We start from the raw sequence: 12,293 nt of genomic DNA on the forward strand, positions 1-12,293 counted from the left end.
GCCGAGCTCCGTCGAACGCCCCTCCCCGGTGGAGGGGTGCGGTCAGCGATGGGACCGCGCTGCTTCGTGTCAGCGCGAATCGCTGCCCGCCGTCTCGATGGCGGCGCGGCCTGCCTCCAGGCGCGCCACCGGAATCCGGAAGGGAGAGCAGGATACGTAGTCCAGCCCCACCTCGTGGAAGAAGTGGACCGAGTCCGGGTCGCCGCCGTGCTCGCCGCAGACGCCGAGCTTGAGGTCCGGGCGGGTCGCCCGGCCGGCCTCGGCGGCCTGCTTGACCAGCGAGCCCACGCCGTCCCGGTCGATGGTCTCGAACGGGCTGACGCCGAAGATGCCCTTCTCCAGGTACGCGGTGAAGAAGCTGGCCTCGACGTCGTCGCGGGAGAAGCCCCACACGGTCTGGGTCAGGTCGTTGGTGCCGAAGGAGAAGAACTCGGCGGCCTCGGCGATCTGACCGGCGGTCACCGCGGCGCGCGGCAGCTCGATCATGGTGCCGAGCTTGATGTCGAGCTGCACGCCGGTGGACTTGGCGACCTCGGCGAGGACGCGCTCGCACTCGTCGCGGACCAGCTCGAGCTCCTGGACGGTGCCGACCAGCGGGATCATCACCTCGGGGCGCGGGTCGCCGCCGGCCAGCTTGCGCTCGGCCGCGGCCTCCGCGATGGCCCGGACCTGCATGCCGAACAGACCGGGGATGACCAGGCCGAGGCGGACGCCGCGCAGGCCGAGCATCGGGTTCTGCTCGTGCAGCTTGTGCACGGCCTGGAGCAGGCGCAGGTCGTTCTCGTTCGGGTCCTTGCGGGCCTCGGCGAGGGCGACGCGCACCGACAGCTCGGTGATGTCGGGCAGGAACTCGTGCAGCGGCGGGTCGAGCAGCCGGACGGTGACGGGCAGGCCGTCCATCGACTGGAAGAGCTCCAGGAAGTCGCCCTTCTGCAGCGGCAGCAGGGAGGACAGGGCGAGCTCGCGGTCCTTGTCGTTGTCCGCGAGGATCAGGTGCTCGACCTCCTTGCGGCGCTCCTCACCGAGGAACATGTGCTCGGTGCGGCACAGGCCGATGCCCTGGGCGCCGTACCGGCGGGCGCGGTTCGCGTCCTCGGCGTTGTCGGCGTTGGCCCGGACGGCGAGCCGGCGGCGGACGTCGGCGTGCGCCATCAGCCGGTGCACGGCCTGGACGAGCCCGCCCTGGACGTCGGCGCCGGCGTGCAGGGTGCCCTCGAAGTACTCGACGACCGGGGACGGCAGCACCGGGACCTCGCCCAGGTACACCTTGCCGTTGGCGCCGTCGATGGAGACGACGTCGCCCTCGTGGACGACCTGGCCGTCGGCGGTGGTGAACTTGCGGTTCTTGGTGTCGACCTCCAGCTCCTCGGCGCCGCAGACACAGGTCTTGCCCATGCCGCGGGCGACGACGGCCGCGTGCGAGGTCTTGCCGCCGCGCGAGGTCAGGATGCCCTCGGCCGCGATCATGCCCTCGAGGTCGTCCGGGTTGGTCTCACGGCGGACCAGGATGACCTTCTCGCCGGAACGGGACCACTTGACGGCGGTGTAGGAGTCGAAGACCACCCGGCCGACCGCGGCGCCCGGCGAGGCCGCGATGCCGTAGGCGACCGGCTTGGTCTCGGAGGTCGGCGCGAAGCGCGGGAACATCAGCTGGGCCAGCTGGCCGCCGGTGACCCGGCTGAGCGCCTCGTCGAGGTCGATCAGGCCCTGGTCGACGAGCTGGACGGCGATGCGGAAGGCGGCAGCCGCGGTGCGCTTGCCGACGCGGGTCTGCAGCATCCAGAGCTTGCCGCGCTCGATGGTGAACTCGATGTCGCAGAGATCGCGGTAGTGCGTCTCCAGCGTCTGCATGATGGTCATCAGCTCGTCGTACGACTTCTTGTCGAGCTGCTCGAGGTCGGCCAGCGGCAGGGTGTTGCGGATGCCGGCGACGACGTCCTCGCCCTGGGCGTTCTGCAGGTAGTCGCCGTAGACGCCCTGGGTGCCCGTGGAGGGGTCACGGGTGAAGGCGACGCCGGTGCCGGAGTCCTCGCCGAGGTTGCCGAAGACCATGGTGCACACGTTGACGGCGGTGCCGAGGTCGTTCGGGATGCGCTCCTGGCGGCGGTACAGCCGGGCGCGGTCGCCGTTCCAGGAGTGGAAGACGGCGTAGATGGCGAGGTCGAGCTGCTCGCGCGGCTCCTGCGGGAACTCCCGGCCGGTCTCGCGCTGGACGATGCCCTTGAAGGTCCCGACCAGGCTCTTGAGGTCCTCGGCGGTCAGGTCGAGGTCGTTCTCGGTGCCCTTGGCGTGCTTGGCCTCGTCCAGGGCCTCCTCGAACAGCTCGCCGTCCACGCCCAGCACGGTCTTGCCGAACATCTGGACCAGGCGGCGGTAGGAGTCCCAGGCGAAACGCTCGTTGCCGGACTGGGCGGCGAGGCCGGCCACCGAAGCGTCGGACAGACCGATGTTCAGAACGGTGTCCATCATGCCGGGCATGGAGAACTTGGCGCCCGAACGGACCGACACCAGCAGCGGGTTGTCGTGCTGCCCGAGCGTCTTGCCCATCTCGGCCTCGAGGGCGGTCAGGTGCTTGCTGATCTCCTCGTGCAGCGAGGCGGGCTCACTGCCGGTCTCCAGGAAGACCTTGCAGGCCTCGGTCGTGATGGTGAACCCCGGAGGGACGGGGAGACCCAGGTTGGTCATCTCGGCCAGGTTCGCACCCTTGCCGCCAAGAAGATCCTTGAGGTCCTTGTTTCCTTCGGTGAAGGAGTAAACAAACTTCTGCTTCGCCGCCACGGGTCGGTCTCCTCGCACACGGTTGCCCTGACGCCGGAGAACATACCCATTTCAAAGGCGCTTTCGTGCCGCCAATAGGCCGTACGTGCTTGAGAACCACTCAGGACCCAGCAGATCGAATGCCCGGGTAGGCATTCACCTGTGTTGCTGAAATCGTCCGGTTGACGCTAGCGACCGTTCAAGTAGTGAACGCAACGAAACCTGAAGATCATACGAACCGGACAGAGAGTGATGGCCGATCGTCGACTCTGTTGCCCCGGCTTGATTTCCTGCAGTCAGGTGCACCGTTCGGCCCGACAGCCCCTTCGGGAAGCAATTCACACTGTCGACACCTCGCGGCGACCTGACCGGCCGTCAACCACCCAGGCTATGTGGCAAGCGTCACGAGCGCATCTCAGCCTGCGGGCGCGGTCGATCATTCGCGATGTTACTCTGTGCGCATTAGTTCTGAACTTAAAGTAATCAAAATCTGCCAGAAAGGAGCCCTCTTGGCCAGATCGTCCAAGAGGGCTGGGCCGCACCGGCAGATGCCCGATCCGGCGCTATTTCGACCTCACGTACAGATCATCCGCCGGATGTGTCCGACTCGGCGTCAGCGGAGGGGGTGGCGCAGTCGTACGGATCGTCCAACCAGCCCTCGGGCAGTACGACCCGGTTGTTTCCGCTCGTCCGACCACGGGGGCCGTCCGCACCGATCGGCCACGTCTGGTCCTGGTCGATCTGCTGGAGAAGTTCGTCCAACTCGGCGAGGGAAGCGGCATTCGCCAGCCGAACGCGCAGCTCGGAACCGACCGAGAACCCCTTGGTGTACCAGGCGACGTGCTTGCGGAAATCGATGACGCCCCGGGCCTCGTCCCCGAGCCACTCACCGAGCAGCTGGGCATGGCGCACCATGGCCCGGGCCACCTCACCGAACGTCGGACGGGCGTAGTCGACGTCGCCCTCGAAGACCGACACCAGGTCCTTGAACAGCCACGGCCGGCCCAGGCAGCCACGGCCCACCACCACACCGTCGCACCCGGTCTCGCGCATCATCCGCAGCGCGTCGTCGGCCGACCAGATGTCGCCGTTGCCGAGGACCGGGATCTCCGCCGGCACCGACTCGCGGAGCCGGGCGATCGCCGACCAATCGGCGGTGCCCCCGTAGTGCTGCGCGGCAGTACGGCCGTGCAGGGCGATCGCCGCCACGCCCTCCTCGGCGCCGATCCGCCCGGCGTCCAGGAAGGTGAGGTGGTCGTCGTCGATGCCCTTGCGCATCTTCATCGTCACCGGCAGGTCACCCGCGTTGGAGACCGCCTCGCGCAGGATGTCCCGAAGCAGGTTCCTCTTGTACGGAAGCGCCGAGCCCCCGCCCTTGCGGGTGACCTTGGGGACCGGGCACCCGAAGTTCAGGTCGATGTGGTCGGCGAGGCCTTCGTCGGCGATCATGCGCGCCGCCTTGCCGACCGTGACCGGGTCCACGCCGTACAGCTGGATCGACCGCGGCTTCTCGCTCGGATCGAACTTGATCAACTGCATGGTCTTGGCATTGCGCTCGACCAGGGCACGAGTGGTGATCATCTCGGAGACGTACAGCCCCTTGCCGCCGCTCTGCTCCCGGCAGAGCGTCCGGAACGGAGCGTTGGTGATCCCCGCCATCGGTGCCAGCACCACGGGCGGCCATACCTGCATGGGCCCGATGTTGAGGGGTGCGAACTCTGCGTTGAGCGCGGTGGGGTCCGCAACGGCGCCGGTCGCAGGTGCGCCAGCGGCGGTGGTGGGCGCACCGGTGGCGTCGGCGCTCCCGACGATGTCAGGCGTGCTGGGCGTGGTGGTCATGCGCGGCAGAGTCCTCGGCTGATGGGATTCGGGACTCTCCATTGTCCCCCACTCGGACGGCCGCCCCGGGCGCCCTCGGGGAGGGCCGGGGTGGGTGGGTGGGTGGTGTCGGGTGTCCGTGGTTGGTGGGTGGGTGGTGTCGGGTGCCCGGGGCTGGTGGGTGGGTGTGGGGTGCCCGTGGCTGGTGGCTGTCGGGTGCCCTTCGGGATTCGGGTCACTCGGTGGACTTCGCCACACTGATCTGACCCGAGCTCGTGGCCACGTCGACCCGGCGGGTGGCGGTGTCGGACCGAAGGGCGGGGTTGACGTCCACTGCGCCGGACACGCTGCGCGCGTCTATTCGGTAGCCGGTGGAATCGGTCGGCAGTTCAACGTCGACCTCCCCGGATGTAGCAGTCACCGAGACCGTGTCCGGAGGCCGGGCGAACATCAGCAGCAGTTGCCCCGAGGTCAGCACGGCCCGGACGTTCGCCGATGTCAGCGACTCCCCCGTGATCTGGCCGGAGGATGCTTTGGCCCACACCCGCCCGCTCACGGAATCCAGCCGGATCGCGCCGGACGTGGTCTCCACCCGAATGTCACCGGTCATGCCCAGGGCGGTGACTTCGCCCGAGGTCGCCCTGGCGTGGACCGGCACGCCGGCCGGAACACGGATGTCCAACAGGAGACCGCAACCGGTGGGACCGACCGGCCCGACGATGCTGCGGCAGTGGGCGGATATGCGGAGCGTCCCCTTGTCTAGACTCTGCTCCACCGAGGACCGCCGCACCGCCCAGTCGGCCCGCTGCACCACGGTGGCCCGGTCTGCCGGCCCCGCCGAGACTCGGATCTGGGCTTCTCCGGTGTTCAGCTCCAGCGCAGTCACCGGCTCGGTGTACGTCCTGCTGGCCGTGTTGGTCCGATGGGCCAGGACTCCCCAGGCTGCTCCGCTTCCGGTGAGGACGGCGAGCACCAGGACGGCGACGGCCAGGACGCGCCAGACCTTGCGCTCGGTCGCGGTTGTTGCGGCGGTGGCGGTGCTGCTCGGTGGCCCTGTTGTGGTGGTGCCGGTCGCCGGTGTGGTGGTGCCGGTCGCCGGTGCGGTGGTGGCAGTCCTGCTGCCGGTGGCGCCATTGGTACGGGTGGTACGGGTGAACTTGCCCGCGGTAGGCATGTCACCCCACCTCCAGGAATCGGAGGACGGCCAGCACCCGACGGTGGACAAGATCCGTCTGCGGCATGTCCAGCTTCGTGAGTATGGAGTTGATGTGCTTCGCCACGGCGCTGTCGCTCACCACCAGGGCCGCAGCGATCGCGGAATTGGACCTGCCCTCGGCCATCAGCGCCAGAACATCGCGCTCGCGCGGGGTCAGCTTGCGCAGCGGATCACGGTCCTTGCGTACGAGGAGCTGGGCCACCACCTCCGGGTCGAGGGCGGTGCCTCCGTCCGCCACGCGCTGGAGGGCCTCCACGAAGTCGTCGACATTGGCGACACGCTGCTTGAGCAGATAGCCGACGCCGCTGGTGTTGGTCGACAGGAGGTCCGCCGCATAGCGCTCCTCCACGTACTGGGAGAGCATCAGCACCGCCACATCGGGCCACTGCCGTCGGATCACCAGGGCGGCTTTCACCCCTTCGTCCGTGAAGCCCGGCGGCATCCGGACGTCGACAACCACGATGTCCGGCTTGTGCTCCTCCACTGCTGCCAGCAGCGCTTCGGCATCGCCGACCGCGGCCGGCACCTCGTAGCCAACGGATTCCAGCACCTTGATCAGGCCGACTCGCAGGAGAACGGAATCCTCGGCAATCACAGCTCGCACGGCAGCTCCACGGTGAGAGTGGTGGGGCCCCCGAGGGGGCTCAGGACAGAGAGCGTTCCGTCGACGGAGGCCGCGCGTTTGCGCAGGCCCGTCAGACCGCTGCCACGGGACGGGTCGGCTCCGCCGATGCCGTCGTCGTCGATGACTATGTGCAGCAGGTTTCCGATCCGGCGGACGGTGAGATCGACGCGGGACGCCATGGAGTGCTTGGCCACGTTCGCCAGTGCTTCGGAGACCGTGAAGTAGGCGACAGCCTCGACCGCCGGCGCCACTCGGCCGTGCAGGTCCACGTCCAGGTGGACGGGCACCGGGCTGCGGGCGGCGATGCCGGAGAGTGCTGCGTCCAGCCCTCGGTCTTCCAGAACGACCGGGTGAAGCCCCCGAACGAGATCGCGCAGATCCTCGATGGCTGCCTGGGCCTCCTCGTGTGCTTCGACGATCACTTGCATGGCCTCCGCGGAGATGTCGGTCAGGGTCCGACGGGCGAGCCCGAGATTCATGGCGAGCGACACAAGGCGTTGCTGGGCTCCGTCGTGCAGATCGCGCTCGATCCGGCGCCGTTCTGCGTCTGCCGCGTCCACCACGCCGGCGCGGCTCACCGCAAGGCGCTCCACCCGTTTCTCGAGCACCTCGGCCCGGTTGGGGCCGAGCAGGGAGCGGGCGGCCTGCTCGTCGGCCCGGGTGAGCCATCCGACCAGCCACGGAACGACGAGCAGGAGCGCCACGCCCGCAGCCGTGATCCATCCGTCGGTCGTCGACCAGCCGTAGCCGGAGCGCAGCGGGCTGTCGAACGGCATCACCCAGATCCAGGCGAAGATCGTGGCCATGGCGAGACCGGCTCCCCACGCCGCGACGAGCAGCAGGGCGCCGCATGCCGCCAGCGGCGCCACCAGGAAGTGGTAGGACGCCTGACGCCAGGTCAGCCCCGAGCGCACTCTGACCAGCCAGCCCGCGTCGGCCGGAAGGCGGCTCGGCACCTCCACGTCCCGAAGGGTCCGCAGGCGACTGCGTTGAGCTGTCGTCAGCAGGTCCGAACAGAAAGGGAGGAGGAGAAGGAGGACTGCGAAGGACTTGATGTCGAGAAGGACGAGGAGGGGCGGCAGGCCCAGCGGTACTCCCGCCGCAATGAACAGGGAATCCCGCCGAACCGACGCCGACCAGGGCATGCGCCGAATGACCGGCGCAAGGAGGCAGCGAAGCTCGGAAGCGGACATGGCGGCAACATTAGTTGGCGCTCGATCAGTTCCACCATGAAGTGGTCTTCAGTCTTGATGGTGTACCTAGCTACACCATCAAGACTGAAGTGTGCACTAACGACGCTCGGTGTCCGAAGCACGAGTGTTGTCGGCATGACGAATCCGAGGACGTACGGCAGGAACGGCCGCTACTGCGGCAACGACACCGACACCGGCACCGGCACCGATGGACGACAGCTCACCACCGATGCGCAGCCGATCGCGATCAACGGCCCGGCGGGGCGGCGGATCGACGGCGTGGGGCATGCGCGCGCCACGGACGGCACCGGTCGCACGACTCGAGCAGCCCGAGCAGCAGGAGGCCGGCGCGAGCCGTGGCTGTCACCTGCCGGCAATCGGTCCTTGGCCTTACCCGTGTTGGGGCCCTGGTCGGTGCGGGGTTCGACGGGGCGCGGGCGCCGACCCACGTTGGAGGTCCTCGAGCAAGGTGAGTTGCTCGATGTCCTCGTCGCCTCGACGCTCGCCCATGGTGTGCTGCGCGGTGCACGGAGGCGACCGGGCCCTGGGCATCCGGGTGCCGTGGCCTGGGGGCGTCTCTGCGCCGACGGCTCTCCGCCGGGGGTGGCCTTCACCAGGGGGTGCCGCGGCAGGCAGCGGATTCCCGCAGGCGTGACCACGTTGCTGGGCGCCTTCTGGTTGGCCTGGTGCCCGGTGCCTGCGACCGGGGTCCTGGTCGCCGACCAGGACGGCGCACCGATCCGGCTACGGGCGGGAGTTGCCGCATGACTCCCGGCCGGCTGTTGATCGGTTGCGGGCTCGTCCTGATCCCGTGGGCAGTGGCCCTTGCCGCTTCCGGGCTCGCCGGGTGGGCGCTGCTGGATGTCGTCGAGGTGGTGGCACTGGTCGTCGCCGGGCACCGGATGGATGGGGACGAGCCCTCCCACGGTCTGCCCGCAGCTGTTGCGGCCGTCCTTCTCGCGGCCGATGCCCTGGTCGATGTCGCAACGGCCGCCGCCGGGCCGGAACTCGCAGCGGCCGTCACCATGGCCCTGGCCGCAGAGCTTCCCTTGGCATGGCTGTGCGCCCTTGCAGCCCTCGACCGTACACCCCGGGGAGACCGAACACCTGCCACGGCCTCACGGCACCCCGACCACCGTCGGCCGTGCCCGACCATGCCGTTCTCCGCGCCCGCCGCCCCATCGCTCGGAAGAGCTGGGCCACTGCACCGGCAGGACGTGCCGACGGACACGTCCTTGCCAGGAGGCGTCGGGCAGGTGGCAGTGTCAGCGGTGCCCTCGGAGGCCCGACGCCAGCTCCTCCAGCTTCCGGCGGGTGTCGTCGTCCTGGGGTGTGTACGCCACAAGCCGAGGGCCGGGCCTCGGGCCGAGCCACAGGTTGGTGTACTCGAACCGCAGCAGGCCAGCCCCGGGCACCAGGAATCGTTTCAGGCCGTTGCCCAGCCCTGCGACCTCGTGCTGCTGCCACATCTCGTCGAACTCCGGCGACGCCCTCCGCAGCCGGGCGAGCAGCGCCTTCCACGCAGGCTCGGCGCCGTGATCCGCCATGGCGGTACGGAACCTCGCCACCATGCTGGGCCGCGCCTCCTCGATGTCGACCAGGCTCCGCTGGAAGTCCGATCCGGTGAAGGCCAGCCACATCAGGTTCCGATCCTCGAACGGGAGTGCGTCGAGGTCGCCGACGATCCAGGTGTACGCGCGGTTGTGCGCGAGGACGTCGTACCGGCTGTTCATGACTGCGGCCGGCATCGGCTCCAGCTGCGCGAGCAGGGCCCGCGCAGCCGGAGTGACCGTGGCGCACTCGACGATCGGCGCCGGGTCCTCCGCCCCGGCCAGAACGAACAGGTGCGCCCGCTCGGTCGGGTCGAGCATCAGCGCCCGGGCCACCGACTGCAGCACCTGCGCGGAGACCTGGATGTCCCTCCCCTGTTCCAGCCACGTGTACCAGGTGACCCCGACGGTGGCGAGCTGCGCCACCTCCTCGCGCCGGAGGCCCGGTGTGCGCCGCCGGCCGGTATCGGGCAGCCCGACCTGCTCGGGGGAGATGCGCTCCCGCCGGCTACGGAGGAAGGCCGCCAGCTCCCGGCGCCGGGCAGCGGACGGGGCCACCTCGCCCGCGGCTGCGGGCCCGGACGACGTTCCCGGCCGCCCCGGAGCCGCCGTCGGGCGATCCCCCGCGGGAACGGGATTCCCCGCAGCGGCCCGCTCGGGGCCACTGGCGGACACCGGCCCGGAAGGCGAGGCGGGCACGCCCTGGTCCGGGCCGCCGTTACCGGTGCCGTTCCCCGACTCGACCTGGGCCGGCCCGTCCCCGGCCGGCCCGCGCCGCGGGGCCTTGGCGGTGCTGCCTGCGGAAGCAATGCTGGTAGCCATGCTCCCCAGCATGCTCCACGGTCGAGCCTGTTGCCAGGTAGTCGTTATACCTGGATAAGCCCTCTCTGGTACCAGGGTGAGGAGGGGCGGATCGTAGGGGCCGTGACCCAGCAACTGACGCTTCCAAGGACCACGTCCTCCGCCGGCACCGCCGCAGCCACCCCCACCCTGGGTGTCGCCGGCCTCGTCACCGTCCTGCTCGGCGCGTTCCTGCCGATGCTCGACTTCTTCATCGTCAACGTCGCGCTGCCCACCATCGACCACGACCTCGCGGCGGGCCCCGCCGTGCTGGAGCTGGTCGCCGCCGGGTACGGCATCGCCTTCGCCGTCCTCCTCGTTCTGGGTGGCCGCCTCGGCGACGCCCTCGGACGCCGCCGGCTCTTCGTTGCGGGCGCCGCAGCGTTCGCCCTGACCTCCCTCGCCTGCGGTCTCGCCCCGACCGCCTGGACACTGGTGGCCGCCCGGGTGGCCCAGGGCGCCTCGGCAGCTCTGCTGCTCCCCCAGGTACTCGCGACGATCACCGCCACCAGCGGTGGTGCGCAGCGGGCCCGCGCCCTCAGCATTTACGGCGCGGTCGGTGGGATATCCGTGGTGATCGGGCAGGTCCTCGGCGGGATGCTCGTGTCGGCCGATCTGTTCGGCACCGGCTGGCGTGCGGTGTTCCTGCTCAATGTGCCGTTCGCCCTGCTGACCGCGCTGCTCGCCGTGCGGTACGTCCCGGAGACCCGGGCGCCGCACGCGGCCGGGGTCGACATGCCGGGCACGGCTCTGCTCACGGCCGCCCTCCTCGCCCTCTTCGTCCCGCTGATGGAAGGCCGCGCGGTCGGCTGGCCGCTCTGGACGTGGCTGCTGCTGGGTGCGTTCCCGCTGCTGGCGGCCGCTTTCCTGGTCGTCGAGCGCCGCGCCGAAGAAATGGGCAGGACGCCGCTGGTGCCGCTCTCACTGCTGCACATCCCGGAGATGCGCCGCGGACTCGCCATCGCGCTGCCGTACTTCACCGGCTTCGGCGGCTTCATGTTCGTGGTCGCCATCCTGCTGCAGCACGGACTCCGGCTGGACCCGGTCGCGGCCGGCTGGGCGCTGGTGCCGATGGCAGTCGGCTACTTCGTGGCATCGCTCTCCGGCCCGCGGCTCACCGGACGGTACGGCAGTCGGATCATCACTGCCGGCGCCGTCGTCCAGGGCCTCGGCCTGATCACACTGGTCGCGACCGTTCTCGCCGACTGGACGCACTTCTCACCGCTGCGGATGCTCCCCGGAGTCGCGCTGGCAGGCATCGGGCAGGGCCTGGTGGGCACGCCGCTCTTCCGCGTGGTGCTGTCCAAGGTCCCTGCCGAGCGAGCGGGTGTCGGCAGTGGGGTGCTGGCGACGACTCAGCAGTCCAGCCTCGCCCTGGGAGTCGCCACACTCGGCACCCTGTTCCTCTCCGTCGCGCCCACCATGGGGTTCGCCCACGCGCTGGCACTGGTGCTGGCCATCCAGTTCGGAGGGTCGGTGACCATTGCGGCGCTCAGCCTGCGGCTCCCCCGCTCGGTCGCCTGACCGCAGGTCCGCTGCAGGGGCACTCGCCCGAGCCCCGGCGCGCCCGTCGGTCGGCTGGACTCGGTCGGTCGGCTGGACGGAAAACCGGAAGCAGGTTGTCGGCTTCGAATGGGAGCATGGCGTCATGACGAGCACCAAGCCCACCACACCTCCCGAGTCCCGCACCCGCGAACAGCTGGTCGCTCTGGTGAAGGCCGGCGCGCGTCCCCGCTACCTGCTCTTCTGGGGCCACCGGCCCGAGCCGGACGGCCGGATCGGGCCGGGGTCGCTCAGCCAGTGGTGGCCGGGCGAGTTCACCGTCGACGGCGTGACGTACAAGACGGCCGAGCACTGGATGATGGCCGGGAAGGCCAGACTGTTCGGTGACGAAGAGACCCTGGCCCGCATCCTTGCCGCTCGTACACCGGGCGAGGCGAAGAAGCTGGGGCGCATGGTCCGCGGCTTCGACGAGCAGCGCTGGGCCGCCGAGCGGTTCGACCTGGTCGTCGAGGGCAACGTTGCGAAGTTCAGCCAGGACGAGGCCCTGCGGCACTACCTGGTGGGCACGTCCCAGCGTGTACTGGTGGAGGCGAGCCCGCTCGACCGGCTGTGGGGTATCGGGCTCGCAGCCGACGACAACCGGGCCACCCTGCCGCACGAGTGGCGAGGCCTGAACCTGCTCGGCTTCGCCCTCATGGAGGCCCGGGCCAGGCTCACCGGCTGATCCGCCGGGCGCGTACAGGTGTGAACCCTGCTGCCCTGCAGCCCGGTTCACGCGACCGGCGCATCCG

General features: G+C 69.8%; 8 protein-coding genes. 2 read left to right on the top strand and 6 right to left on the bottom strand.

Annotation, left to right across the window (positions count from 1 at the left end):
• Positions 1 to 69: 69 nt before the first annotated feature.
• From ppdK to ACQ614_RS11745, 6 genes are all read right to left on the bottom strand, one after another.
• A complete protein-coding gene (gene ppdK / locus ACQ614_RS11720) occupies positions 70 to 2,778 on the bottom strand; it encodes a pyruvate, phosphate dikinase (protein ID WP_431678434.1) in 2,709 nt (902 codons plus the stop codon).
• Positions 2,779 to 3,342: 564 nt separating this feature from the next.
• Positions 3,343 to 4,596 carry a tRNA dihydrouridine synthase DusB gene (gene dusB, locus ACQ614_RS11725; protein ID WP_431678436.1) on the bottom strand — a complete coding sequence of 418 codons (1,254 nt, stop codon included), beginning with the start codon at positions 4,594 to 4,596 and terminating at the stop codon, positions 3,343 to 3,345.
• A gap of 214 nt (positions 4,597 to 4,810) precedes the next feature.
• Positions 4,811 to 5,749 carry a DUF4097 family beta strand repeat-containing protein gene (locus ACQ614_RS11730; RefSeq protein ID WP_431678437.1) on the bottom strand — a complete coding sequence of 313 codons (939 nt, stop codon included), beginning with the start codon at positions 5,747 to 5,749 and terminating at the stop codon, positions 4,811 to 4,813.
• A 1-nt stretch (position 5,750) separates the two neighbouring features.
• Positions 5,751 to 6,395 carry a response regulator transcription factor gene (locus ACQ614_RS11735; RefSeq protein ID WP_363489849.1) on the bottom strand — a complete coding sequence of 215 codons (645 nt, stop codon included), beginning with the start codon at positions 6,393 to 6,395 and terminating at the stop codon, positions 5,751 to 5,753.
• Positions 6,383 to 7,609: a sensor histidine kinase gene (locus ACQ614_RS11740; RefSeq protein ID WP_431678439.1), complete on the bottom strand. Its 1,227-nt coding sequence runs from the start codon at positions 7,607 to 7,609 to the stop codon at positions 6,383 to 6,385. The genes ACQ614_RS11735 and ACQ614_RS11740 overlap by 13 nt, the downstream gene beginning before the upstream one ends.
• A 1,265-nt stretch (positions 7,610 to 8,874) precedes the next feature.
• Positions 8,875 to 9,717: a helix-turn-helix transcriptional regulator gene (locus tag ACQ614_RS11745; RefSeq protein ID WP_431678440.1), complete on the bottom strand. Its 843-nt coding sequence runs from the start codon at positions 9,715 to 9,717 to the stop codon at positions 8,875 to 8,877.
• A 366-nt stretch (positions 9,718 to 10,083) separates the two neighbouring features.
• Between ACQ614_RS11745 and ACQ614_RS11750 the strand changes: the two genes are divergently transcribed.
• Together ACQ614_RS11750 and ACQ614_RS11755 are read left to right on the top strand one after the other, a co-directional pair.
• On the top strand, positions 10,084 to 11,523 hold the full coding sequence (locus ACQ614_RS11750) for an MFS transporter (protein ID WP_431678441.1): 1,440 nt from the start codon (positions 10,084 to 10,086) through the stop codon (positions 11,521 to 11,523).
• A 124-nt stretch (positions 11,524 to 11,647) separates the two neighbouring features.
• On the top strand, positions 11,648 to 12,226 hold the full coding sequence (locus ACQ614_RS11755) for an NADAR family protein (RefSeq protein ID WP_431678442.1): 579 nt from the start codon (positions 11,648 to 11,650) through the stop codon (positions 12,224 to 12,226).
• The last annotated feature ends 67 nt before the right edge of the window (positions 12,227 to 12,293 follow it).

The organism is Kitasatospora dryopteridis, assembly GCF_050749075.1.
Lineage (GTDB): Bacteria > Actinomycetota > Actinomycetes > Streptomycetales > Streptomycetaceae > Kitasatospora.